The organism is Faecalispora sporosphaeroides DSM 1294 (assembly GCA_000383295.1).
GTDB lineage: Bacteria > Bacillota > Clostridia > Oscillospirales > Acutalibacteraceae > Faecalispora > Faecalispora sporosphaeroides.
On the sequence record KB911067.1, the window covers coordinates 13,708 to 39,456 of the forward strand.

The window sequence follows — 25,749 nt, forward strand, 5'->3', positions numbered from 1 at the left end:
GCGGTGTACACAGAGCCGTGAGCGCAGAGGGGCGGTATGCCATTTTTAAGATGCAGGTCCGAAAACGGCTGGCTTTTGCAGAAATAGATGTTATAATAACCTCACGGCATCAACGAAAGCGAGGCTTCGCGTGCCGGAGAGAGCACGGAACCATTCGCTCTGCGACAGGAGCATCCGGGCTTGCCCTTCGATCAGTTTGCCCGATAGAGAATGATATCATAACCTCACGGCACGAAAAAAGATTTTCGACGCCTGAGAGAGCCATTTTAAATTCAGAAAACGGCAGCCCAAAGGAGGTGCGCTGATGCAAACGGCTGAAGACCGGGCTCGATACGCGGCGTTTGAAGCCAAAGACGCACGGTTTGACGGACGCTTTTTTGTGGGGATATCCACCACGGGCATTTATTGCCGCCCGGTGTGCCGGGCAAAGCTGCCAAAGCCCGAACACTGCTCTTTTTATACCACCGCGGCCGCGGCGGAGCAGGCCGGCTTTCGCCCCTGCCTTTTATGCCGCCCGGAGCTTGCCCCGGGCAGCGCGCGTGTGGACGCCGTTTCGTCTCTCGCGCAGCGGGCCGCAAGACTGCTGGAAGAAACCTGCGGGGGCGGGCAAAGCATGGCGGAGCTGGCCGGACAGCTCGGCTGCACAGACCGCCATCTGCGCCGGGCATTTGCGGCGGAATACCATGTCACTCCGATTCAATATCTGCAAACCTGCAGGCTGCTTCTCGCCAAAAATCTGCTGACGGACACAGCGCTTTCGGTCACCGACGTCGCGATGGCCTCCGGCTTCGGCAGTCTTAGGCGCTTCAACGACCTGTTCCAAAAGCATTACCGGCTCGCGCCCACCGCACTTCGCCGGCAGGCTGCGGACAAAAAGGAAGCGCACAGCGAAGTGACCGTGGCACTGGGGTACCGCCCGCCTTACCAGTGGCGGCAAATGCTGGATTTTCTGGCACTGCGCGCGGTTCCCGGTGTGGAAACGATTCACGGCGGGGAGTACCTGCGCACCGTGTGCCTGGAACACGGCGACCGGCAGGTGTACGGCTGGGTGCGGGTCGGCCATCGGCCGCAAAAAAGCGCGCTGACCGTCACACTGAACGATTCCCTGCTGCCGGTACTGCCACAGGTGCTGTCGCGGATTCGCCACCTGTTCGATTTATACTGCGACCCAGATGCGGTATACGACGGCCTTGCTTCCATGAACCGCATCCGCTCCGGCCTTTGTGTGCGGGGCGCCCGCGTCCCCGGCAGCTTCGACCCGTTCGAGATCGCGGTGCGGGCGGTGCTCGGGCAGCAGATTACCGTAAAAGGCGCGCGCACGCTGGCGGCAAGGCTCGTGGCGGCTTACGGCGTTCCCATTCAGACCGGTACCGCGGGCCTGACTCACGCCTTTCCCTCGCCGAATACGGTGCTTGCCTTCGGCGGATCAATCGGTGACCGCCTCGGCCCGCTCGGAATCGCCGGAGAGCGGGCAAATACGATTCTGGAGCTGGCACGGGCCTTTCATCTGGGGAGCATCGATTTCAGCCTCTGCCCTCAACCGGAAGCAGAGCTGCAAAAGCTGATGAAGCGCCCCGGCATCGGGCCTTGGACGGCACAGTACATCGCCATGCGCGCAATGGGATGGCCCGACGCTTTTCCGCACACGGATTACGGCATTCAAAAAGCACTCGCGCCCCGCACATCAAAAGAAATATTGGATTTGGCGGAAACGTGGCGGCCCTGGCGCAGCTACGCGACGGTGAATTTGTGGAACGCTATTTAAAGCAGGAGGAAAATATGTACTATTCCGCACAGCATTCGTCACCTGTAGGAACGCTCACGCTGGCAAGCGACGGCAGCAGCCTGGTCGGCCTGTGGCTGCAGGGGCAAAAATACTTTGGCGGCACTGTGGCGCAAGCCATGGCCGAAAGCCCCAGGCTGCCGGTCTTCAACGCCGCAAAAGAGTGGCTGGACAAGTATTTTTCAGGCCAAAAGCCCGCAATCGCCGAGCTGCCGCTGGCCCCATATGGAAGCGAATTTCGCAGGGCGGTATGGGAGATTCTCTGCTCGATTCCCTACGGCGAGGTCATCACCTACGGCGAGATCGCAAAGGAAATGGCGGCCCGGATGCATCGTGCGCACATGTCCGCGCAGGCAGTCGGCGGGGCGGTGGGGCATAATCCCATCTCCATCATCATTCCCTGCCACCGGGTTGTGGGGTCAAACGGCAGCCTGACCGGTTATGCGGGCGGCATCGAGAAAAAAATCCGGTTGCTGGAGCACGAGGGAGCAGATCTGTCGAAGCTGGTTCTCCCGGCCAAAGGAACCGCCTTGTAATGATCATATCATCTAATAATTTTTTTTGAAATCTGGATAAAATAGGTAAAATAGGATTTCTTTTATTGGAATATTGACTTTTAAAAAACGCTTTGCTATGCTAATTTATAAAGTTAGGTTTAACTAACATATTTTTTTCGTTTTTATTCTTTGTCGATTCATTCAGATATTCGGCGGATAAATTTGCACTTGATTACGCTCTTATGTTAGCAAATACTAACTGGATAGTTCAGGCGATACCGTCAATTTATTTGAAAACCGTCCGGTTCTCAGGCTGCGGCCCCGCAGCGCGCCTTTCGGGTGCTGATTGACGGTGAACGGCAGCAAACCGCCGGCTGTGCCGGCTTCGCATGCCTCTTTGTGCGTTTTAAGGTTTGTTGCGGATACGACACATAGGATTGGATGTGACAAACTTGTATAAAATTGCCATTTACGGCAAGGGTGGAATCGGAAAATCCACCACGACCTCGAATCTTTCCGCGGCACTGGCTCTGCAGGGCTACCGGGTGATGCAGATTGGATGCGACCCCAAGGCCGACTCCACGAAAAACCTGATGAAGGGCCGCCGAATCCCCACGGTGCTCGATCAGATTCGTGAAAAAGGGAACAGCCTGAGGCTGGAGGACATTGCGTTCTCCGGATTTTCCAATGTGATCTGTGTGGAATCCGGCGGGCCGACCCCGGGCATCGGGTGCGCGGGCCGCGGCATTATTACGGCTTTCAACAAGCTGGAGGAGCTCAGCGCTTACGAGGTATATCAGCCGGATATCGTCTTCTATGATGTGCTGGGGGACGTGGTATGCGGCGGCTTCGCCATGCCCATCCGCGGCGGGTACGCGGACCGCGTTTTTATCGTGACCTCCGGCGAAATGATGTCTTTATATGCGGCCTGCAACATCTCGCAGGCGATCAAGAATTTCGGGAACCGCGGTTACGCGGAATTTTCCGGCATCATTCTCAACTCGCGGAACATTGAAAACGAGCTGGAGCTGGTGCAAAAGGCGGCCGGGGAAATCGGCGGCGACATTGTAAAGGTGATCCCGCGCAGCCCCGACGTACAGCGCGCCGAAAACGAGGGGAAAACCGTGATTGAGGCGCTCCCCGACTGCGATATGGCAAAGGAATACTTGGACCTTGCTTCAAAGGTAATGGAGGTGTGCGGCCATGAATCGCTGCGGATGCTTTGAATCCACGCTGCATTATGCCACCCCTGCCCACGGCGGATGGGGTGTTGTCCGCATGGGGATGCTCGCCCCTGAAAGCTACCAGCTTTTCATCTGTCCCTTTGCCTGCGGCCGGCACGGCGCGCTGGGCGCACTCAAGCAGGGACTGAAAGACCGAATTTCTTACTATTATGTGGATCAGAGCGACATCATCAACGGGTACGACGATCTAATTCTAAACGCGGTGGAGGAACTGCTGCGCGCGTTGAAAAAACGCCCGCGCGCCATGTTCGTATTCGTCAGCTGCCTGGACGACCTGATCGGCACGGACTGCGACGCAGTGGAGGCAGAGCTGGAGCTGCGTCACCCGGATATCCAGTTCCGCATGGCGCACATGAACCCGATCACTCTTGGTTCGGACGAGCCGCCGCCGATCGGGATTCAAAAAAGGATTTACAGCCTGCTCTCTAAGCAGCCCGAGCGCGACGGCGGGGTCAACAGCATCGGCAACCTGGTCGCGGTGGACCCGGCGTGCGAGCTGCACAAAATGCTGGAGCAGGAGGGCGTTTCCACATTGCGCCACGTCAGCCAGTATCAGGATTTTGACAAGTGGCAGGAAATGGCCAGAAGCTCCGCCAATCTGGTGCTCATGCCTCCCGGAATGAAGGCCGCAAAAGAGATGGAGGCACGCTGTAAAATTCCCTTCCGGTTTTTCCCGGTCAGCTATGATCTGGACGCGGTTGCCGGGCAGTACCGGGGCATCCACGAGTTTCTTCGCCCAAACACCGCTCCCGCCTATGATGTGGAAGCGGACAGACAAGCCGCCGAAAGGGCCGTTGCGCACGCGGTGAAAAAGCTGGGCGGGCTGTCCCTGATTCTCGATTCTTCCGCCGTGGTGCGTCCGTTCAGTCTGGCGAAGGCACTCGACAAATACGGCTTTACTGTTCACAGAATCTTTGCGCAGGAGGTCATTCCGTCCGACCGCGAAGCCTTTGAATGGGTAACGGAGCATATGCCGAAGGTGGAGATTTTACAGCCGGAGCACAACGACATCGTGAAATTCGACAGGCGCTTTCCGGGCAGCCTTTCCATCGGTGTGAACGCCGCTTACATTTCCGGCTCCGAGCATGTGGTTGATTTGTTCGCCGACGAGGGTCTGTTCGGGTATTACGGCATCCGAAGGCTGATGGAGCTGATGGAGGAGGCCGCGGAGACCGCGATCGACCTGCGCGCGCTGATTGAAGACTATGGATTGGTGGTGTGATCAGAATTGGGTAAACTCTGCGTGAAGCTCCCCCCCTTCTCTCCCGACTATTCGGGGGTGTGCTCGGCAATTTTTGATCTGAACTGCGTCGCGGTGATCCACGATGCTTCCGGCTGTACCGGCAATTACACCGGGTACGACGAGCCGCGCTGGTACGGGTCGAAAACCGCGATTTTCTGCTCCGGCCTGCGCGAAATCGATGCGATTCTGGGCGACGACGAAAAAATGATTCAAAAAGTGCTGGACGCCGCCGAAAGCCTGCACCCGGAGCTGATCGTGCTGATCGGCAGCCCGGTGCCCATGGTGATCGGCACCGACATGAAGGGCATCGCCGCCGACATTGAAGCCCGCACCGGGATTCCATGCCTTGGCTTTGACACCACCGGAACCAGATATTATTCCGACGGTATTGCGCAGGCCTGCCTTGCGCTGATGGAGCGCTTTACCCAAACGCCGGAGCGGAAAATACCGAACGGCGTGAACCTGCTGGGGCTGACCCCGCTGGATTTTGGGAGCGGCGCGGCAAGCGACCTCAAAGCGGCCCTTGCGCAGAACAGCCTGGAGCTTGTCTCCAGCTTTTGCGACGGCCTGACGATGGAGGCGGTTCAGAAGGCTGCGCAGGCTTCTCTGAATCTGGTGGTTTCGCAGTCCGGCCTGCGCCCCGCCCGCTATTTGGAAAAGCGGTTCGGCATTCCCTTTCTTGTTCAAATCCCGATCGGGAAAAGCGCGCAGGAGAAATGGCTCGAAGCCGTACATAGCTGTCTGAACGGGCAAAAATCTCTGGTTCCGCACACAGCGGGCGAAGACGCTGAAATCCTTGTGCTGGGGGACGAAATCCTCTGCCGAAGCCTTCAGTTGGGGCTGAAAGCCGACTTTGGCCTTGCCGCCGACTGCGGCTGCCTGTTCGGCACAGAGCCCGAACTCCCGGGGGCGAATATTCTGAATTTGGAGGACGAGCAGAAAATCGAAGAGACCGTCAACTGCGGAAAATACCGCCAAATCATCGGCGACCCGATGCTTCGCATGCTGATTCATCCGGAAACAGAGGTGGATTTTTTCGATTTGCCCTCGTACTGCATCTCCAGTAAAATGTCCGGCACACCGCCGGTCAGCTGCATTGGGGAACGGTTCAACGCGTTCCTTGCAAAAACGAGATAATGATCGCCGAACGGCGTTTATTATAATAAATTAAAGAAACCGGCGGCAGCCTGAACGCTTTCCCTCCTTCGCATTCAGACGAACACCGGTCAGGAAAGTTGGTAGAACATGTTCAAGCTCTCAAAAAGAATTCTATCCGCGGCAGTCAGCGCACTCCTGCTGACCTCGGCCCTCGGGGGCTGCGCGGGAACCGCAGGGCAGTCCTCCTCTGAGGCAGCCGCCCCGTCTGAGGCGGTTTCTTCCGCACAGGCAGGCACCCGTACAGTGACGGATCACGCGGGCAACACGATTGTGCTTCCCGCCGAGATCAACCGCATCGTTATTTCCTCCATCATGCCCCTCCCCTCCGTCGTGGCCCTGTTCGACGGCGCGGCGGCAAAGGTGGTCGGCATGGATCCCTCCTCCATGGCGGCGGCCAAAAACTCCATTCTGCCCAAAGTCCACCCGGAAATTCTGAACGCGAGCACAGACTTTCTGAAGGACGGCAGCATCAACATTGAAGAGGTGCTCAAGCTCAAACCCGACGTCGTGTTCTATTCCGCGGACAACACAGCGGACTACGAAACGCTGACGAAGGCCGGCATTCCCGCCGTGGGCTTCAGCACCAGCAAATTCAAGTTTGACACGGTGGAAACGTTCGACAACTGGGTCACACTGCTCGGCGAGGTGCTCGGCCAGGCCGACACAGCCAAACAGATTGCGGATTACGGCTATCAGGTAGAGGACGAGATTGCCGGCACCATCAAGGCGGCCGGTGATTCCCTGAAAAAGCCGAAAGTGCTGATTCTGTTCCGCTATGACAACGGCACAATCAAAACCTCCGGCAGCAATTTCTTCGGCCAGTACTGGCTCGACACCACCGGCGCGGAGAATGTGGCGAAAGACCTCAAGGGCATGGCCGAAATCAACATGGAGCAGATCTACCAGTGGAACCCCGACAAAATTTACATCACAAACTTTTCGCCTTACCAGCCCGACGACCTGTACGGCAACTCCATCGAGGGCTTCGACTGGAGCAAGGTAAAGGCGGTGCAGGACAAAAGCGTCTACAAATTCCCGCTCGGCATGTACCGCTGGTTCCCGCCGGCCTCCGACACGCCTCTGGCCATGAAGTGGCTCGCCGCGAAAAACCAGCCGGAGCTGTTCAAGGATGTCGACATGGAAAAGGAAGTCAAGGAGTACTATCAGAGATTCTACCACTATGATCTGAGTGAGGAAGAGCTCCGGCAGATTTTCAACCCCTCCAGCGAGGCTTCCGGTTTGAAGAAATGAGCAGGGCGACGCTGACCATTCGCAGCAGAATCCTTTTGCTGCTGCTTCCCTTTGCGGTTGCGGTCATATGCCTTGGCATCGGGCGGTATTCCATCAGCGTTGCGGACACCGTGAGGGTTTTGTTCTCTCCCCTGACGGGAACCGCCGCGGAAATGGATTCCACTCAGCTCTCCGTGCTGTTCGGCGTGCGCCTGCCGCGCGTGATTCTGGCGATGTTCATCGGCGCGGGACTGGCTGTTTCCGGCGCGGCCTTTCAGGGGCTGTTCACCAATCCGCTTGCCACCCCGGATACGCTCGGGGTGGCGAGCGGCGCTTCCTTCGGCGCGGCCATGGCCCTGATGTTCTCGAAGAATCTGCTCGCGGTTCAAATCTCTGCCCTGATTTTCGGCATGTGCGCGATCATACTGACCACTCTCATCAGCCGACAGAAGGGCAAAAGCACGATCATCATGGTCGTGCTGAGCGGCATGGTGGTTTCCTCGCTGTTTCAGGCGCTGGTATCGCTTGTGAAGTACGTGGCCGACCCGCAGGATGTTCTGCCGAGCATCACCTACTGGCTGATGGGCAGCCTGACGGGAATCAGCTATTCCAGCCTGATGCTGGGGCTGCCGTTCATCCTGGTGGGAACACTGGTCATCTTCTTTTTGCGCTGGCGGCTGAACATTATGGCGCTCAGCGACGACGAGGCCCGCTCTCTGGGGGTCAACGTCAAGCGAATCCGCCTGATGATCATGTTTGCCGCCACCTTTGTCACCGCGTCGTGTGTTTCCATGTGCGGGCAGGTGGGCTGGGTTGGGCTTCTTGTTCCGCACGTTGCCAGAATGCTGTTCGGCAGCAACAATAAAAACGTGGTGCCGGTCAGCATCAGCTTCGGCGCCGTCTTTCTGGTGGTGATCGACACTTTGGCCCGCAGCGCCACCGCGGCGGAAATCCCGATTTCCATTCTGACCGCCGTCATCGGCGCTCCATTCTTTATTCTCCTTTTAAGAAAGACGGGAGGAACTCAGCTATGACTTTTGAAGTAAAAAACGGCTGCTACCGCTACCCCGGCACAGAGCGGCAGGTGCTGCAAAACATCTGCCTGCAAGTGGAAAGCGGCAAGGTTCTGAGCATTCTCGGCTCGAACGGCGTGGGAAAAACCACCCTGCTGCGCTGCATGATGGGAATGCTGCAATGGGACAGCGGCGAAAGCCTGCTGAATGGCACCCCGCTGCGGCAAATACCGGAACGGGAGCTGTGGCAGAAAATCGCCTATGTTCCGCAGGCAAAAACCTCCGTGTTCTCTTACACGGCAAAAGAGATGGTCACGCTGGGCAGGTCGGCCCACTTAAAGATGTTTGAGCTGCCGGGCGCGGAGGATGAAAAGCTGGCGCTCGCCTGCATGGAATCGATCGGCATTCTCGACCTGAAGGACAAGCAGTGCAACGAAATGAGCGGCGGTGAATTGCAGATGGTGCTGATCGCCCGCGCCATGACCTCGAACCCCGCCATGCTGATTTTGGACGAGCCGGAATCAAACCTCGATTTCAAGAACCAGCTCACCGTTTTAAACTGTATTCAGGAGCTGTCGCGCCGGCGCGGGATTTCTGCCGTGATCAACACGCACTACCCCGACCACGCCCTGCAGATCGCGGACGACGCGCTGATTTTAAACCGGGACGGCACCTGCGTTTACGGGAAAAGTACCGAGGTCATAAGCGAAGAAAACCTGAACCGGGCCTTTTCGGTTCGGGTGTGTATCCGCAGCGTGGAGGTGGAGAACGAAGCCTTCCACTGCGTGATTCCCATCAGCTCAAGGTCTGCGGCCGCACATTGAAACAAAATCTGTAAAACACGGCAAAAGGCCGGGAACGATGCGTTCCCGGCCTTTCTTATGCCGATTGCAAATGATCTGCCAGCAAATCTGCCGGGCACCTGCAAACCGGATTGATTTTTTATCGTTGGCTGACCTGTCAATAGCGCTCCACACCGTCGCGCGTGACGCGCGCATAGATGAGCGGAATCTGTTCCGGCGCCTCGCCGCGAATGGTGACGGCGCTTTCAAACAGGCGCTCCGCCTGCGCGCAGCGGGAGGAATCGGACGTGTAAAACACGGCGAGCGGCTCGCCCGCCTGCACTCTGTCGCCCACCTTCTTTTTCAGGATGATTCCGGCGCTGTAATCGATGGGGTCATCCTTCTTCTCGCGCCCGGCCCCAAGCTCTACGGAAGCAATTCCGCATTTTTCGGTATCCATGGCGTAGAACCAGCCGTCCTGTCGGGCGTAAACCTCGTGGTGCACCTTGGCTTGCCGGAATTTGCTGTTGTCGTCCAGAACGGCGATATCGCCGCCCTGCGCCGCCACCATTTCTTTCAGGCGCGCATAGGCTTCGCCGTTGCGAAGCTGCCCCTCGGCCATGCGCTTGCACTGCTCAATGCTGCCCTTGCCCGCAAGAAACAGCATGTTGGCGGCCAGCTCAATGCAGATCTCCGTCAGGTCGGCGGGTCCGCGGCCCTTGAGCGTATCGCACACCTCGCAGATTTCGAGCGAATTGCCGATGGCGTTGCCGAGCGGGCGGCTCATGTCGGTGATCAAGGCGACCGTTCTGCGGCCGACGTGCTCGCCGATGGAGACCATCGCCTCGGCCAGCCGGATGGAATCCTCCACCGTTTTCATGAACGCGCCGCTGCCCTCCTTAACGTCCAGCAGGATGCAGTCGGAGCCCGCCGCGATCTTCTTGCTCATGATGCTCGAGGCGATCAGCGGGATGCTGTCTACCGTGGCGGTAACGTCGCGCAGGGCGTACAGTTTTTTGTCGGCGGGCACCAGATTGCCCGACTGGCCGATCACGCTCACACCGACCCTGCGCACGATGTCAAAGAAGCGCTCGCGGTCAAGGAACGTCTGCATACCGGGGATCGACTCCATCTTGTCCACCGTTCCCCCGGTGTGCCCAAGGCCGCGCCCGCTCATTTTCGCAACCGGAACGCCGAGCGACGCCACGATCGGCGAAATGACCAGCGTGGTTTTATCCCCAACGCCGCCGGTGCTGTGCTTATCCACCTTGATACCCGGGATAGAGGAGAGGTCGACCGTGTCGCCGGAGTTCGCCATACACATTGTGAGCGTGGCGGTTTCCTCCTCGGTCATCCCCTTAAAATAGATCGCCATCAAAAGCGCGGAGGCCTGATAATCCGGAATGTCGCCGGAAACATAGCCGCGGATGAAAAACTCAATCTCTTCTCTGGTCAGCTCCCCGCCGTCCCGCTTTTTCTCAATAATATCATACATTCTCACTGTGGGTCACCCTTTTCCAAATCGAATCGTCAAACTGATCGCTGCATCCCTTTGAAAACGGGGCAACGATATTGGCTGTTGATTTCTCGCGAAGCAGCAGAAACCGCTTTTGGTTCGCCTGAGAAAATCCGTATTACCTGTTTAAATCCTTGCCGCTGAAGCCGAGCGGCAGCAGCTCCTTCAGCGTGTAAGACTGCCATTCCTCCGGGCTTTTCGCCAGAAGAATCCGGAAGGTGTCCGGGTCGCAGAATTCCATCATCACCTGCCGGCATACGCCGCAGGGCGCGCAGTACTCGCCGATGGGCGCCCCATGCCTCCCGCCGACAATTGCAATCGCGGCAAAGTCCCGCTCGCCGATGCTCACCGCCTTAAAAAAGGCCGTGCGCTCCGCGCAGTTGCTGGGGGTATAGGCCGCATTTTCAATGTTGCAGCCCTGATACAGCTTCCCGTCGGCAGTCAGAAGCGCCGCGCCCACAGCAAATCCGGAGTATGGCGCGTAGGCCATTTCGCGCGCTGCAATTGCCGCTTTCACCAGTTCTTTGTCGTCCATCATAAGGCTCCTTCTCTCTGCTGTGATGGCAAAGGGCGGATCATGATCCGCCCTTTGCCCGTTGAAAAAACATTCGGACCGCACTCAATACTGCCCGCCGGAGTCCTCGTTTTTCAGAATCTGAATGATCCGGCTGGTTCCCAGCCTGAAAGCGCCAAGCGAAAGGAAGCGCTCCGCATCCTCCATACTCGCGATTCCACCGGCAGCCTTGATTTTGATGCCGGGGCCGACATGCTTCGCGAACAGCGCCACATCCTCAAAGGTTGCGCCGCCGGTGGAAAAGCCGGTGGAGGTTTTGATGAAGTCCGCGCCGGAGCGTGTGACGACCTCGCACATCCGGATTTTCTCCTCCTCCGTGAGGAGGCAGGTCTCCACGATCACCTTCAGGATGCGCCCGCCGCAGGCCTGTTTGATCTGTCTGATCTCTTCCGTGACCTGATCGTAAAGCCCGTCCTTGATCCATCCGATGTTAACGACCATATCGATTTCATCCGCGCCGTTGTGAACGGCATCCTGCGTTTCAAACACCTTCACCGCCGTGGTGGAGTAGCCGTTGGGGAAGCCGATAACCGTGCAGACGCGCATGGCGCCGCCCACATACTCTTTGGCCTGCTTCACATAAGAAGCCGGAATGCAGACCGACGCCGTGTGGTAACGCATCGCGTCGTCGCAGAGCTCTTGGATCTGCTCCCACGTGGCCGCCTGCTTGAGCAGGGTATGGTCTACCGTACCGACAATTTTTGCAAGTTCCATACGTTTCTCCTTCTGTCAGCGTTCGCCTTTTTCGTAGGGCACTCCATCTGCCTTCGGGGCGACGGAACGACCGACGAAGAGGACCAGCACAATAATGGTTAATACATACGGCAGCATAGCCAGAATCTGGCTTGGGAGCATCACGCTGCTGTCGCTGCCGCCAAGCACGACCGTGAGGGCCTGCGCCAGACCGAACAGCATGCACGCACCGTACGCACCGAACGGCGTCCATTTGCCGAAGATCACCGCCGCCAGCGCGATAAAGCCCTGGCCGCTGATGGCTGTCTGGTTGAACTGAGAGATAATCGCCAGCGTCATGGAGGCGCCTCCGAAGCCCGCCAACACGCCGGACATCAGCACGCAGAGATACCGCGTGCGGGTGACGTTGATTCCTAGGGTATCCGCCGCCGCCGGGTATTCGCCGACCGAGCGGATGCGAAGGCCCCATTTGGTTTTGTAAAGCACAAACCAAATGATTACCGTGGCAATCAGGGCGAGAAGAACGGTGACATCCACGTTCAGGCTCTCTGCCGGGGTGCCATGAAACGCGTTTTCGCCAAACAGCTTCGGCAGCGTCTTTACGGGGGGCGTCATCGCCGCGTTGTCAAACAGCAGGCGGCAGAAGAACAGCGCAAAGCCGGGGCCGAGGAGGTTGATGGCGATACCGGAAATCGTCTGATCCGCATTGAAGGTGATGGACGCAATGGCGTGCAGAAGAGCGATCACCGCGCCCGCCGCGCCCGCGGCCAGAAAACCGAGCCAGGGGTTGCCGGTATAAAAGCTGACCGACGCCGCGGTGAGGGCTCCCATCGTCATCATGCCCTCAATGCCGATATTGGTCACACCGGAGCGTTCCGAAATCACGCCGCCCAGCGCGCCGAACACCAGGGGGGTGGAATACATCATCGTAATCCCAAGCAAAAGCAAAATGCTAGTTAGCATGTTCGGCACCCCTCTTTCCCAGTCTGTCTGCCAGAATCGGAACAATCCGAGTCAGGGCAACAAAGAATACAATCGTACCGATCATGATATTGATAATCTCGGTCGGGGCGCCAACCACCTGCTGAACGCTCTGCCCGCCGTACAGCAGCCCGCCGAACAGCAGCCCGGCAAACACACAGCCAACCGGGGAGGAGCCGGCGATCAGGGCCACCGAAAGACCGTTGAAGCCGTTGTTTTCAAACGCGGCCAGCGTAGAGATGCCGTGCGGCGCCGTGCCCGTAATCGCAAGCGCGCCCGCCAGGCCCGAAAGCGCACCGGCAATCAGCATGGAATCGATGATGTTGCGGCTGACGTTGATGCCGGAGAATTCCGCCGCGTCGCGGTTAAAGCCGACGGCGCGCAGCTCGTACCCCTTTGTGGAACGGTACAGCAGAACCCAGATCACCGCGACCATCACAATCGCGATTAAAATTCCGAAATTCACGTCTGTACGAACCAGCGTGTCGTACAGCCACTGGTGGGGTTTCAGCGCCGCCACCCCCTCGGGGGAGGTTTTCCACTTTGGCAGCAGCATCGTGTAGCTCGACGCGTTCACCGGCAGGCTGGCGGTGGAATTCGGCTTATGGTATGCCTCTGAATTGACGATAAAGTTGCAGAAATACAGGCCGATCCAGTTCAGCATGATGCTGGTAATAACCTCGTGAATCCCGAATTTTGCCTTCAGCAGGCCGACGATTCCGCCGAACAGGGCGCCGCCCAGCACACCGGCCAGCACAACGATCGGAATCTGGAGCACCGGGGCCAGATCGAGCTTGACGCCCACAAGGACGGAAAACACGGTGCCCGCGATATACTGCCCCTCGGCCCCAATATTGAACAGGCCCGTTTTATAGGCAAACGCCACGGAGAGGCCCGTCAGAATAATGGGCGTCGCCTTGATGACGACATTGGAAATGTACTTTGGCTTGGAGAAAATCCCGCTCGCCAGGGCGCTGAACGCCTCAATGGGATTGTACCCCGCCAGAACCAGAACAATCGCCGCTACCAGAAAGCCGAACAGCACGGCAATCAGCGTGGAGGTGATTGGTTTTTTCAGTATCTTAACCAGCGTTTTCATTCCGCTTGCCTCCCGCCATTAATAGTCCGACCGTGTTTTCGTCGGCTTCCTTCTGTGTGAAGGTGCCGGTGATCGACCCGCCGTAGATCACGCAGACGGTATCGGCCACATTCAGAATTTCATCCAGCTCCAGCGAAACCAGCAGAATGCCCTTGCCCTTGTCGCGCTCCTGCACCAGCATTTTGTGTACATACTCGATCGCGCCCACATCCAGACCACGGGTGGGCTGCACGGCGATAAGCAGGTCGGGGTCGTTCGAGATTTCTCTCGCGATGATCACCTTTTGCTGGTTGCCGCCCGAAAGCCCGCGCGCCGGGCGCTCCTCGCAGCCGGCCGGGCGGATGTCGTAATCCTCCACAAGGCGCTTGGCGAAGGCCGAAATTTTATCCAGCAGCAGCATGCCGCGTCTGCTGAACTGGCTGCTGCGGTATTTTTCAAGCACGGTATTTTCCGCTACGGTAAACGGCAGCACCAGTCCGCGGCGCTGGCGGTCCTCATGTATGGTTGAAATTTTATGTTCAATGACGTTGCGCGGAGTCGTATTCTGGATTTCGGTTCCATTGATCCGAATGGCGCCGCTTTCCACCTTTGTCAGACAGGTAATCGCCTCTACCAGCTCTTTCTGACCGTTTCCGTCAACGCCGGCAATTCCGATAATCTCGCCTCTGCGTACGCGAAGCGAAAGGTTCTTGACCGCTTCGAGTCCGCGTTCGTCCTTTACTGTCAGATTTTCAATTTCAAATATAACCTCGCCGGGCTCGGCGGGGGTTTTGTCTACCACCAGCTTCACCTGGTGCCCCACCATCTTTGTCGCAAGCTCTTCCTCGCTCACATCATGAACCGGGAACGTATCGATATACTTTCCGCGGCGAATGATCGTGCAGACGTCGGAGGATAATTTGATCTCTTTGAGCTTGTGGGTAATGATGATGATGGTTTTTCCATTGGCCGCGAGCCCGCGCATGATCTCGATCAGCTCGCCGATTTCCTGCGGAGTGAGCACCGCCGTCGGCTCGTCCAGAATCAGGATATCCGCGCCGCGGTACAGCGCCTTTAAAATTTCCACGCGCTGCTGCATTCCAACGGAAATATCTTCAATTTTTGCATCGGGGTCCACCTCAAGGCCGTATTCCTTTACGATCTTCAGAACCTCTTCGCGCGCTTTCTTCATGTTGAGAACACCGAACTGGCCGGTTACTTCCTTGCCGAGAATGATATTTTCCGTAACCGTAAAATTGTCTACCAGCATGAAATGCTGGTGCACCATTCCAATGCCGCGCGCAATGGCATCGTTCGGGTTTTTGATGGCGACCCTCTCGCCGTTTAAAAAGATTTCCCCGGCATCGGCCTGATACAGGCCGTAAAGCACATTCATCAGGGTACTTTTACCGGCGCCGTTCTCGCCCAAAATGGCGTGAATCGATCCTTTTTTGACATCCAGATGCACCTGATCCAAAGCGCAAAAGGAGCCGAATGTTTTCACAATACCGTGCATCTGTACTGCGTATTCCGGACTGATTTCCATAGTAAATCTCCCCTAACCTTCCGTTCCCTCTTTTACGGGGAAAGGCGCCCGAAGGCGCCCCTCCGTAAAAAAGTGCAGATGCAATCGATTATTTCAGGTTTTTCACAAAGGTATTGTAGTCGTCTTCACTTGCGGGGGGAACCAGCTTGCCGTCTTTGATCTGATCTTGCAGAGCCACGGCAGCTTTGTAGGTTTCTTCGCCCATGAGCTTGTGCTCCTCGGGGATGCCGGCCGCGTCTTCCTTCACGCCCAGGCTGATGGTGGTGCCGCCGGTTGCCTTGCCGTCCATAATCTCTTTCGAGACTTCTTCAACAGCCTTGTCAACCTTCTTCAGAGCAGAGGTCAGAACATTGTTGGGAGCGAGGAACGCCTGGTCCTTATCGACGCCGATCGCGTATTTGTTCGCTTCCTTCGCGGCCTCGATAACGCCGGTACCCACATTGCCCGCGGCATGGAATACGATGTCGCATCCGCCGGAGAACATCTTGGAGGCGATGGCCTTGCCCTTCGCGGAATCGACGAAGCTTTCGGCATACTGGGCAACTACCTCGATCTTTTTGCCCATTTCCTTCGCGCCGTAAGCAACGCCGGCCTTGTAGCCGTATTCAAACTGACCGATAACGTCGCTCTTGACGCCGCCAACAAAGCCGACCTTGTCGGTTTTGGTGGTTTTTGCCGCAATGTAGCCTACCAGGAAGGAGGGCTCCTGCGCGCGGAACACCACCGCAGTCAGGTTGGAGGGGGTCTCTTCGTACTGGTTGTCCACAATTGCAAACCGAACGTCCGGGTTTGCCTTTGCCGCATTCAGAATCGCGTCACCCATCGCAAAGCCGACGCCCCAAATCAGGTCATTTTGGTCGTCGACGGCCTTATCCAGGTTTGTCGCATAGTCGGCTTCCTGCTTGGACTCCGTGTAGCTGACGTCCGCACCGACATCGGCCTTTAATTTCTGCAGGCCCTCCCAGGAAAGCTGGTTAAAGGACTGATCGTTGACACCGCCGGTATCGGTAACCATGGAAACCTTGTAGGTGGCCTTTGCCGCGCTGGAGGGGTCCCCTGCGGGCGCGGCGCTCGAGCCGGCCGCCGAAGAAGCCGCTCCACCGCTGGAGCACGCCGTGGCGGATACCGCCATCGCTGCTGCAAGTAAAAGTGCAATGATCTTTTTCATACATTTTCCTCCTGATATATTTTTTTGAATATGATATACCGCCAAAAAGCGGTATTTCTGGCTTTGAGGACGGGGGATGAGAATCCCCGGAAGCCGAACGCCGCCAAAACCGACAGAGCGCTCCGCTTTAAAAACCAAAAGAAAACGGTCAGGCAAGGGCGAGGGCAATCTCCATCATCTGGGTAAAGCCGGTCTGTCGCTCCTCTGCCGGGAGGGATTCCCCGGCCAGCGGGCGGTCGGAGATGGTGAGCAGGCAAAGGGCGTTTTTCCCCGCGCGGGCCGCGTTCATATAAAGCGCTGCGGCTTCCATTTCCACCGCAAGAACACCCATTTTCTTCCATGCCGGGAGGGCATCTTCATTGTCGTCATAGAACGTGTCGCTGGAAAGGACGTTGCCGACCTTCATCGGGATTCCCAGTTCTTCCGCTGCTTTCACTGCGCGGCTCAACAGGCCGAAATCGGCAATCGGCGCATAGGTGCCGGGCAGACGGTACTGGTCGGCATAGCTGGAATTGGTGCAGGCGCCCATTCCGGCCACCACATCGCGAAGCTGAACCGTGTCAGCTAAGCCGCCGGCCGAACCAATGCGGATAATATTGTCTACGCCATAGAAATTGAACAGCTCATAAGTGTAAATTCCAACAGAGGGCATGCCCATGCCGCCGCCCATCACAGAGACGGGACGCCCCTTATAGGTGCCGGTAAAGCCCAGCATGTTGCGAACCGTATTAAAGCAGGTCACGTTTTCCAGATACGTTTCGGCAATAAACTTTGCGCGCAGCGGATCGCCGGGCATTAAAACCGTTTTGGCAATCTCGCCTTCTTTTGCGGCGTTATGGGGCGTTGGTACATTTGACATCTTTGTTTCCTCCATCTTCAGCGTAATATTTCGTTCAGACTGGATTTTCCGGTAATGCGCGGCTCAATTTCAAAATACTCCAGAATTGTTGCGCCGATATTGGCAAAAGTGGGCCCTGTCCCAAGGTTCGCACCCGCTTTGACCTGTTTGCCGGCAATGACCCACGGAATGTATTCTCTGGAATGGTCGGTAGACGGTGTGGAGGGGTCACAGCCGTGGTCGGCGGTGATCATCAGCAGATCGTAGTCGCGCAGGCCCGCCAGAATCTGCGGCAGCTTCTCGTCAAAATAGGCAAGCGCCTTCGCGTAGCCGTCCACGTCGTTGCGGTGGCCGTACAGCATGTCGAAATCGACCAGATTGATAAAGCACAGGCCGTTAAAATCCTTTTTGAGATATTCCAGCGTACGCTCGATTCCGTCCGCGTTGTTTTTGGTGCCGATCGCCTCAGTAACGCCCTTTCCGGCGAAAATGTCGTTGATCTTGCCCACGGCGATCACGTCGAAGCCGCGCTCGCTGAGCTGGTCGAGCATCGTCACGGCGGGCGGCTCCATTGAAAAATCGTGTCGGTTCGAGGTGCGTGTAAAATTCGGGTATTCGCCGGTAAACGGGCGCGCGATCACCCGGCCCACACCGTGCTCGCCCCGGAGCATTTCCCTCGCGATCCGGCAATAGCGGTACAGCTCCTCCGGCGGCACAACGGACTCGTGCGCCGCGATCTGGAACACGCTGTCAGCGGAGGTGTAGACGATCAGCGCGCCGGTTTCCACGTGCTCTTTCCCATAATCACGGATGACGTCGGTGCCGGAATAGGGCTTGTTGCACAGCACGCGGCGGCCAGTTTTTTCCTCAAACTCGCGCATGATCTCCTCCGGGAAGCCCTCCGGGTAGGTAGGCAGGGGCTTTGGGGAATAAATGCCCGAAATCTCCCAGTGGCCGATCGTGGTATCCTTACCCTTGGACGCCTCCTGCAAACGCCCGAAGGCACCCGCGGGAGCGCTCTCCTTTGGCCGGCAGTCTACCCCGTCGATATTAAAAAGGCCGAGCTTCTGCAGATTGGGCATATGAAAATACGGGCTGGCCGCGCACGCGGCCAGCGTATTGCTGCCTTCGTCGCCGTATTCCGCGGCATCCGGCTCCTCGCCGATGCCGCAGCTGTCCAAAACAATCAAAAACACCCGTTTATCCATGATCATACTCCTTCTTTTCGTCTGGTTGTCTCCCGGATTTTCAAAGAAACCGGCAGCATGTTTTCCCGCTGTTGGATCGTGCCGTGCTCCGTCTGCTCCACGATAAGCTGTACGCACAGCCGGCCGATCTCTTCAATCGGCTGCGCCACCGTCGTGAGGGTCGGGATCATCAGGCGGCTCAGACCCACATCGTCGTAGCCCACGATCATCACGTCCTCCGGAACCCTGCGGCGCTGCTCATAAAGCACTTTGTACAGGGCGAACGCCACCAGATCGGTAGAGGCAAGAATCCCGTCCGTATCGGGATACCGCTCGAACAGCTCCCGCGCGCTTTGAACGCCCTCGTCGTAACTGTACCGGCAGCTCACAAACAGCGGCTCGATCCGGTGCTCCCTGCAAACGTCCACATACCCCCGGTAGCGCTGCTGGCTGCTGGAATACTGAATTGGCCCGCGCATGAGCACCAGCTTTCTGCACCCGCAGTCGATCAGGTGCTCTGTGGCGATCCGTGCGCCGGTGTAATTGTCGGACTGAACGGAGGCCGCGTAAAAGGCGTCCGCGCTTTTGTCCATGAGTACAATCGGGATCGGGCAGCTGCGGATCTCCTCCTCCAGGTGCTCGTTGTTCGCGGTGATGATGATGCCGTCCGCGTTCATACCCGTCAGCATCCTGATATACGATGCCTCTTTTTCGGGATTTTCATCCGAATTGCAGAGGATCATTTTATAGCCGCTGCGAAACGCTTCGTCCTCAATGGCCCGGCCCACCTCGCTGAGAAAAATATTGAGAATGCTCGGAACAATATAGCCAATCAGCCGGGAGGATTTTTTATAGAGGGATCGCGCGATTTCGTTGGGGTTATACCCCGTTTTGCGGATGGCTTCCTTCACCCGCCTTGTTTTTTCCTCGCTCACTTTAGCCGTACCGTTGATCACGCGCGACACCGTTGCGTTGGAAACGCCGGCCATGCGGGCAATATCGCTGATATGAACCAAAATGCTCACCCAAAACCTTCTTATGTATCAAGGTTTCACTCTCCGCACGGGAAGCGGCAGGCAATTACAAAACGTTCGCCCTGACTGCAAAGACGTGCCCGCCGGCACCGCAAAGCTTGAAACCGGTTTCATTCAACGGCCGGAATGGTCTGTTTGTCTACATTATAAACCACTTCTGCCATTTCGTAAATTAAATTTATAGAATTTTATGGAGTTTTTCTAAAAAGATCGATTTGATTCCAAAAGACAGGAACCTTACACCGTGATGCTTGAGGCGAAAGAGGCCCTCCGCCGACCGGGGAGAAAGGGTTGCATTTTCCCTCTCCCCGTTCTGAAACGAAAGGAATGCCTTCGGCAGATTGCGCCTGCCGACCGCCGTTATTTTACAACGATATTGCGGAACCCGACGGAAGCGGCCAGCTCCGCGAGCTGCTTCATCCTCTTTGCGGGCGGGGCGGAAAATGCCGCGAACGTGCCCTTCACGCCGTTATTTCGGAAGGAGATGAGCAAAAGGCGCGTGCTGCCGGTCAGCGGGCCGAGCAGCTCCGCGGTGCCGCGAATCGCGTCCTCGGCGTCGACATACCCTTCCACGTTGACAATACGCACCTCCTCGAGCTTCCCGCAGGAGGACAAAAACAGGAGGTTCTCCTTAACGGCGGCGTTGTCGCCGCCCGTGAGCGCCCGGAACACCCCCGGCGACCATGCCTTCACATCCAGCATCACGCCGTCGCAAACCTTCATCAGCTCCGGGTATTGGGCAAAGGGTACGGTGCCGTTGCTGTCCAGCAGGCAGGTAAGGCCCTTTGCTCCTGCAAGGGTGAACAGCTCCTGCAAAAACCGGGGGTACAGCCCGCACTCCCCGCCGGAAACGGTGATCCCGCGGATGAACGGAATGTTTTTTTCCACTTCCTTCATCACGGCGGGGGCGTCCATCCAGCGGATTTTCGGGGACGCGCGGTGCGGACATACCTCGATGCACGTGTTGCAGGATACGCATTTGGATTCGTCCCACACCACAGCGCCGTCTGCCATGGAGAGCGCGCCCTCGGGACATCGCGGCACGCAGACGCCGCAATTGTTGCAGAGATTCTGCGTTTCGGGATTATGGCAGTAGCCGCACGCGATATTGCATTTCTGCAAAAAGACGGAGGTGCGGCTGCCCGGGCCGTCGACCGTGCTGAACGGGATAATCTGGTTGACAGGCACTTTTATCATGCCATTCGGACCTTTCTTTCGGCAAGGTGATTTTTATCATAGTTTGGCGCGCCAAGCTGCGTGGTATTCTGCAGAACCGTTTCGTGCTTTCTGTACCTCTCCATTTCGCTGCGCTTGACAAGGAACCCGGTGATGCGGATGAGGTCGGTATCGGCGGAATAGAAGCTCATGTACTGAACGCCCAGGGAGAATGCGCCCTTCACCACATCCAGCAGCGCGGCCGGATTTTGATGGACGTTGCTCGCGATTGGGAAAATATCGCCCACACCCGCGGGGAAATAATGGTGGAACCTTGCGCTGTGGCGCAAATGGTCGGCAAAGGAAGCCGGCTCGTCGCCGATCGGGATGCGCACGCCGGACGTGATGCCCTGGTCGCTGTCGAGCCCAACCTGCGCGTGCAGCAGGAACTGACCGCCGGTAATCGGGGAATACAGCGCCTTGTACTGCGGCACCAGCGTGTTGATTCGCTCCATAATCCGCACGCCGAGGTCGTCGGCCTCCGGGTCATGCCCGTATTTCTTCCCCTGCTCCCGCATCAGCGCGTTGACGCACTCCGCAAGGCCGGTAACGCCGAACATGCCGAGGAAGCGGTCTTTGGAGAGCAGACCCTCCCTGACGAGGAAGTTCGACTCGAAGAAGCCGGATTTTTCTACAATAAAGCGGATGCGCTCGTTCATATAGTCGGCGATCAGGCCAAGGCATTCCGGCAGCAGCTCGTTCAGGAAATGCGCTTCGTCTTTCGCTTCCTTCACCAGCTCGGTGAGCGTGACGCGGGTGAGCGTGTATGCGCCGCCCTGCGTCGGCAGAATGTTGTAGCAGCTCGCCACGCCGTACTGGTCGCCGAACGGTGCCCGGTTGGCCGGGTGGTTGCAGATGGCCGGGTTCGAGCAGTCCAGCGAGCACTGAATCGCCTGCTCCATAAAGGAATCCGGCGTGACGGCCGGGTCGTATTTTATGGTAAAATTGGGAACCGTATTTTTCAGCTCCGCTTCCACCTGCAGAATCAGGCGGCCCGCGCGGGTATCCTCCGGCCCGAGATTGGCGTGACAGAACGAGTCGGTGATGGTGCGGTCAAGATACGTGAGAAACAAACGCAGCTTTTCGCGGATTTCCTCATCTGTGTGTCCGTCGAGGTACGGTTCCATCATCTTGTCAAGGCTGCCCAGATACACCGGGAAGTTCGTGATGGACGGCACATGGCGGTACAGGATCATCAGGGAGAAAATCAGTTCGTCCAGCGTTTTGGGCGGGCTCAGCTTCAAAAACTCGCTGCCCTGCTTCACAAATTTTTCGTAATCGGGCAGAATATAACGCGGGCGGTACGGCGCACCCCCTTCAAACAGGTCGTTGATTGCACCGGTTTCAAAAAAATGCTTTGTGCGCGGCGGAATGTTCAGCACATCCAGCGCGTTCTCTGCGCATTTGGCAAGGCCCATCAGCTTTTGCTCGTGGGTCAGCTCACGGGACGTGAGGGTTTTATAGGTGTTCTCCAAATCGATCATGACAATTTCTCCTTTCCGATTCTTCTGTGCGGAAACAATTGCGCGCAGGCGGCGATTCGCTCTGCGCAGGGCTTATTTCAAGAGAAAAGATTCCATCTCTTTTTTCAGGGCTTCGTATTGGGCGGCGGTGATTTGCAGTTTTCCGTTTTTCACGCTCACCAGGTGCTTTTCCACCAGTCGGGAAACAGCCCGGTTCACCGTGCGCACGCTGTTGCCGGTTGTTTCGGCAATCTCCATGCGCGTGTACGTGAGCCTTACGGTTTCGGGCATATCTCCGCATTTTTCATATGCGCGGATCAAAAACTGGACGACCCTTCCGTCCGAATCGAGAAAATGCAGGCTTCGCTCGTTGGCCGTCTGGTTGATGTAGCTGTTCAGAATCCAGCGCACATGCAGAAAAAACAGCTCCTGATCACAGCGCATCCACAGCAGATAGGCATCCACCGGGAAGGCGGCCAGCCTGCACGGGGTAACCGCGCGAACCTCGGCAATATAACGGGGAATTCCGCCGAGCGCCTCGTATTCCCCAAAAAACTCCGGCGCCGCAGCCTCGGTCAGGGTGTAGCGCGAAACGCCGGTCTGGTTGGTAACAACGGACACACGGCCTTTTATGAGGTAGTACACCATATTGGTCGGGTCGTCCTCATGGATCAGGCTTTCGCCCGCCGAAAGGGTGATCGGGTACACCTGGCCGTCTGCCGGGTATTTCGCCAGCATCTTACGAAGCTCTTTGCGGAACGGTTCGCTTTCCGCTTCTAAATATTCGCCAACCTTCACCATTCACCCTCCCCTCTGATCATATTGTATCTCAACCAAGGAGAGAAATAAAAGGACATATGTCCTTTTCTGCGAAATATAGCATATTTTCCATTCAGGCAAACCCGTTTTATGCAAAATGACGGTAATTGCACATTTTCCCGGATTTTCTCATTTTGTTCTTGACAGATGAAGACAGGATTGCTAAACTAAATCTTGAAATTCATAAGCATAAGATTACGAATATAAACATTTGATTATAAACAATGTACTGCAAGCACCAGACTGTCGGCGGCGGAGAAAGCCTTGAAGCCCGTGACAGACCACCGATTTCGCTGCTGCCGCTCGTCAAAGCGGAGACATTGGATTCTCAGTATGAAGGAAGTGATCGGATGATAACAGAAAGAGAACGGCAGATTCTTCAATGGATTGAAAAGGACCCCACCATTTCACAGCAGGAGCTGGCGGACAAAGCGGGAATCTCGCGTTCCTCCGTGGCGGTGCATATCTCGAACCTGATGAAAAAGGGAAGAATCCTCGGCAAAAGCTACATTCTGCAAAAAACGCCGTATGTCGTTGTGATCGGCGGCGCGAATATCGATATTGCCGGAAAACCCTTTGCCCCTCTGGTGCAGAGGGACTCGAACCCCGGGCAGGTTTCGCTTTCTCCCGGAGGAGTGGGACGGAACATTGCGCAGAACCTCGCCATGCTCGACGTGGAGGTCAAGCTGATCACCGCACTGGGCGAGGACGCCTATGCGGCGGAGCTGGCGGGCAGCTGCCGCAGCGCGGGCATTGACATTACGGAGTCGCTCACCGTGCCGGGCGGGTCGACCTCCACCTACGTGTTCATCACAAACGAACACGGCGATATGGAGCTGGCCATCTCCGACATGCAGATTTACGACAACCTGACCCCGCAGTACCTGGAGCGCCGCGCCGATTTGATCGGCAACGCGGCACTGTGCGTTCTCGACACCAACCTGACCGCCGAGACGATTCGCTATATTGCCGAAACCTTTCATGTGCCGCTGTTCTGCGACCCGGTTTCCACCGCAAAGGCAGGGAAGCTCTCCGGCCTGCTGGGAAATTTCCACACACTCAAGCCGAATCTTCTCGAGGCCGAGCTGCTCAGCGGCGTAAAGATTCACGATGAACGCTCGCTGGAGCGGGCGGCGAACGCGCTTTTGCAAACCGGCCTTTCACAGGTGTTCATCTCCATGGGACAAAACGGCGTTTACTGCGCAAACGGCGAGCGGCATGCCACCGTTCCCCCGTACCGGAGCGAGATCGTCAACACCACCGGCGCCGGAGACAGCATGATGGCCGCGGTTGTGTGGGGCTGGCTGCAGAATTTGCCGATGGAAGACTGCGCCCGCGCCGGAATGGCCGCCGCATCCATCTGCATTGAAAGCGCGGGAACCATCAGCCCGCAGATGAGCGGCGAAAACGTACGGAAGAAAATGCAGCAAAGAAAAACCACGCTCCCGCAAAGCGATACCGCCCATCCGCTTTGAAAATGGCCTTTTTACGAACCCGGCGTCCGCTTTTCCGCCTGCGGCGGAGAAGCAACCGAAGGCCCTTTTTAAATGAAATGCGTATCCATAAGCCGGAGCACCGCTGAAAGGAGTATTATTATGAATCAGCTGAAACGATATCTCGAAATTTCGCCCGAGGTCAAAGAGGCACTTGCGGCCAACAAACCGGTGGTCGCGCTGGAATCCACAATCATCTCTCACGGCATGCCGTACCCTCAGAATGTGGAAACCGCTTTAAAGGTGGAGCAGATCATCCGCGAAAACGGCGCTGTTCCGGCGACCATCGCGATAATCGGCGGCAAGCTGCGCGCCGGTCTCTCGAAAGAGGAGATCGACTATCTCGGCAAAAAGGGCCTGAACGTAACCAAGGCGAGCCGCAGAGATTTGCCGGTGCTGGCCGCCCGCGGCGAGGACGGCGCGACCACCGTTGCGGCAACCATGATCATCGCCGCTCTGGCGGGCATTTCGGTCTTTGCCACCGGCGGCATCGGCGGCGTTCATCGCGGCGCCGAAACCACCATGGATATTTCCGCCGACCTGGAAGAGCTGGCCGTCACCCCGGTGATGGTGGTGTGCGCCGGCGCAAAATCCATTCTCGACCTCGGCCTGACGCTGGAATACCTCGAGACAAAGGGCGTATCCGTTCTCGGCTACCAGACGGAGGAGCTGCCCGCGTTCTACACCCGCAAGAGCGGCTTTAAGGTTGATTACCGGGTGGATACCCCGGCGGAGCTGGCCGGCATCTTCCAGGCCAAGGAAGATTTGAACCTGAAGGGCGGCCTGCTCGTCACCAACCCCATCCCCGAGGAATTCGCCATGGAACACGATTCCATTGCAAAGTCCATTGACGAAGCCTGCGAAGAAGCGCACAAGCTCGGAATCAAAGGGAAGGACACCACCCCCTATCTGCTGGATAAAATTCAGAAGATCACGGGGGGCAAAAGTCTCGAAGCCAACATCCACCTGGTGTACAACAACGCAGCGCTCGGCGCGAAGGTTGCCTGCGAGCTTTGCAAATTAAAGTAATCCCCTGATCAGAATGGAAAAGCCGAGAGACGAGAAACCGTCCCTCGGCTTTTTGCTTGGAACTGCCGAATTTCACTTCGGATTTCAAATACATGCCGGGCAGAACCCTCATGCCGAAAAGCATTCTTCTGACGGCCCGGCACGCCCAATCGCGGAACTATAAAA

The 25,749-nt window shown here is 57.1% G+C and carries 23 protein-coding genes; 10 read left to right on the forward strand and 13 right to left on the reverse strand.

The window, feature by feature from the left end:
- Nucleotides 1–304 precede the first annotated feature (304 nt).
- From G340_RS0103665 to G340_RS0103700, 8 genes are all read left to right on the forward strand, one after another.
- On the forward strand, nucleotides 305–1,765 hold the full coding sequence (locus tag G340_RS0103665) for an AlkA N-terminal domain-containing protein (protein WP_020072303.1): 1,461 nt from the start codon (nucleotides 305–307) through the stop codon (nucleotides 1,763–1,765).
- A 14-nt stretch (nucleotides 1,766–1,779) separates the two neighbouring features.
- Nucleotides 1,780–2,319 (forward strand): methylated-DNA--[protein]-cysteine S-methyltransferase, encoded by a 540-nt coding sequence (locus G340_RS0103670; RefSeq protein ID WP_020072304.1) that lies wholly within the window; start codon nucleotides 1,780–1,782, stop codon nucleotides 2,317–2,319.
- Between the two features lie 413 nt (nucleotides 2,320–2,732).
- On the forward strand, nucleotides 2,733–3,506 hold the full coding sequence (locus G340_RS0103675; RefSeq protein WP_020072305.1) for a nucleotide-binding protein: 774 nt from the start codon (nucleotides 2,733–2,735) through the stop codon (nucleotides 3,504–3,506).
- Nucleotides 3,484–4,746: a nitrogenase component 1 gene (locus G340_RS0103680; RefSeq protein WP_020072306.1), complete on the forward strand. Its 1,263-nt coding sequence runs from the start codon at nucleotides 3,484–3,486 to the stop codon at nucleotides 4,744–4,746. The genes G340_RS0103675 and G340_RS0103680 overlap by 23 nt, the downstream gene beginning before the upstream one ends.
- Nucleotides 4,747–4,752: 6 nt before the next feature.
- On the forward strand, nucleotides 4,753–5,904 hold the full coding sequence (locus tag G340_RS16335) for a nitrogenase component 1 (RefSeq protein WP_020072307.1): 1,152 nt from the start codon (nucleotides 4,753–4,755) through the stop codon (nucleotides 5,902–5,904).
- Between the two features lie 108 nt (nucleotides 5,905–6,012).
- Nucleotides 6,013–7,176 carry an ABC transporter substrate-binding protein gene (locus G340_RS0103690; protein ID WP_020072308.1) on the forward strand — a complete coding sequence of 388 codons (1,164 nt, stop codon included), beginning with the start codon at nucleotides 6,013–6,015 and terminating at the stop codon, nucleotides 7,174–7,176.
- Nucleotides 7,173–8,189: a FecCD family ABC transporter permease gene (locus tag G340_RS0103695; protein WP_020072309.1), complete on the forward strand. Its 1,017-nt coding sequence runs from the start codon at nucleotides 7,173–7,175 to the stop codon at nucleotides 8,187–8,189. Before G340_RS0103690 ends, G340_RS0103695 begins: the two co-directional genes overlap by 4 nt.
- On the forward strand, nucleotides 8,186–8,992 hold the full coding sequence (locus G340_RS0103700; protein WP_020072310.1) for an ABC transporter ATP-binding protein: 807 nt from the start codon (nucleotides 8,186–8,188) through the stop codon (nucleotides 8,990–8,992). The genes G340_RS0103695 and G340_RS0103700 overlap by 4 nt, the downstream gene beginning before the upstream one ends.
- Before the next feature lie 136 nt (nucleotides 8,993–9,128).
- On the opposite strand, the gene G340_RS0103705 is transcribed toward G340_RS0103700, so the two are convergent.
- The 13 genes from G340_RS0103705 to G340_RS0103765 all read right to left on the reverse strand — a co-directional run bounded on the left by G340_RS0103705 (nucleotide 9,129) and on the right by G340_RS0103765 (nucleotide 23,044).
- Entirely contained in the window at nucleotides 9,129–10,445 is a 1,317-nt protein-coding gene (locus G340_RS0103705; protein WP_020072311.1) for a pyrimidine-nucleoside phosphorylase, read from the reverse strand.
- Nucleotides 10,446–10,584: 139 nt separating this feature from the next.
- Nucleotides 10,585–11,028 carry a cytidine deaminase gene (locus tag G340_RS18380; RefSeq protein WP_326522332.1) on the reverse strand — a complete coding sequence of 148 codons (444 nt, stop codon included), beginning with the start codon at nucleotides 11,026–11,028 and terminating at the stop codon, nucleotides 10,585–10,587.
- Nucleotides 11,029–11,085: 57 nt separating this feature from the next.
- On the reverse strand, nucleotides 11,086–11,754 hold the full coding sequence (gene deoC / locus G340_RS18385) for a deoxyribose-phosphate aldolase (protein ID WP_020072313.1): 669 nt from the start codon (nucleotides 11,752–11,754) through the stop codon (nucleotides 11,086–11,088).
- A 15-nt stretch (nucleotides 11,755–11,769) separates the two neighbouring features.
- Entirely contained in the window at nucleotides 11,770–12,696 is a 927-nt protein-coding gene (locus tag G340_RS0103720; RefSeq protein ID WP_027103852.1) for an ABC transporter permease, read from the reverse strand.
- Nucleotides 12,686–13,813 (reverse strand): ABC transporter permease, encoded by a 1,128-nt coding sequence (locus G340_RS0103725; protein ID WP_020072315.1) that lies wholly within the window; start codon nucleotides 13,811–13,813, stop codon nucleotides 12,686–12,688. Before G340_RS0103725 ends, G340_RS0103720 begins: the two co-directional genes overlap by 11 nt.
- Entirely contained in the window at nucleotides 13,797–15,338 is a 1,542-nt protein-coding gene (locus G340_RS0103730) for an ABC transporter ATP-binding protein (protein WP_020072316.1), read from the reverse strand. Before G340_RS0103730 ends, G340_RS0103725 begins: the two co-directional genes overlap by 17 nt.
- 88 nt (nucleotides 15,339–15,426) lie before the next feature.
- Nucleotides 15,427–16,506, reverse strand: coding sequence for a BMP family ABC transporter substrate-binding protein (locus G340_RS0103735; RefSeq protein ID WP_020072317.1), 1,080 nt, complete (start codon nucleotides 16,504–16,506; stop codon nucleotides 15,427–15,429).
- A 148-nt stretch (nucleotides 16,507–16,654) separates the two neighbouring features.
- Nucleotides 16,655–17,365 carry a purine-nucleoside phosphorylase gene (gene deoD, locus G340_RS0103740; protein WP_020072318.1) on the reverse strand — a complete coding sequence of 237 codons (711 nt, stop codon included), beginning with the start codon at nucleotides 17,363–17,365 and terminating at the stop codon, nucleotides 16,655–16,657.
- Between the two features lie 17 nt (nucleotides 17,366–17,382).
- Nucleotides 17,383–18,552, reverse strand: a complete 1,170-nt coding sequence (locus tag G340_RS0103745; RefSeq protein WP_020072319.1) for a phosphopentomutase — start codon at nucleotides 18,550–18,552, stop codon at nucleotides 17,383–17,385.
- Nucleotides 18,553–18,554: 2 nt separating this feature from the next.
- A complete protein-coding gene (locus G340_RS0103750; protein WP_020072320.1) occupies nucleotides 18,555–19,556 on the reverse strand; it encodes a LacI family DNA-binding transcriptional regulator in 1,002 nt (333 codons plus the stop codon).
- A 369-nt stretch (nucleotides 19,557–19,925) separates the two neighbouring features.
- Complete coding sequence (locus G340_RS0103755; RefSeq protein WP_020072321.1) at nucleotides 19,926–20,762, reverse strand: YjjW family glycine radical enzyme activase; 837 nt, start codon at nucleotides 20,760–20,762, stop codon at nucleotides 19,926–19,928.
- On the reverse strand, nucleotides 20,759–22,264 hold the full coding sequence (locus tag G340_RS0103760; RefSeq protein ID WP_020072322.1) for a YjjI family glycine radical enzyme: 1,506 nt from the start codon (nucleotides 22,262–22,264) through the stop codon (nucleotides 20,759–20,761). The genes G340_RS0103755 and G340_RS0103760 overlap by 4 nt, the downstream gene beginning before the upstream one ends.
- Nucleotides 22,265–22,336: 72 nt before the next feature.
- Nucleotides 22,337–23,044 (reverse strand): Crp/Fnr family transcriptional regulator, encoded by a 708-nt coding sequence (locus G340_RS0103765; protein WP_020072323.1) that lies wholly within the window; start codon nucleotides 23,042–23,044, stop codon nucleotides 22,337–22,339.
- A 242-nt stretch (nucleotides 23,045–23,286) separates the two neighbouring features.
- Here G340_RS0103765 and G340_RS0103770 point away from each other — a divergent pair, with 242 nt between their 5' ends.
- On the forward strand, nucleotides 23,287–24,537 hold the full coding sequence (locus G340_RS0103770; protein WP_326522314.1) for a PfkB family carbohydrate kinase: 1,251 nt from the start codon (nucleotides 23,287–23,289) through the stop codon (nucleotides 24,535–24,537).
- A 120-nt stretch (nucleotides 24,538–24,657) separates the two neighbouring features.
- Nucleotides 24,658–25,584 carry a pseudouridine-5'-phosphate glycosidase gene (locus G340_RS0103775; RefSeq protein WP_020072325.1) on the forward strand — a complete coding sequence of 309 codons (927 nt, stop codon included), beginning with the start codon at nucleotides 24,658–24,660 and terminating at the stop codon, nucleotides 25,582–25,584.
- Nucleotides 25,585–25,749 lie beyond the last annotated feature (165 nt).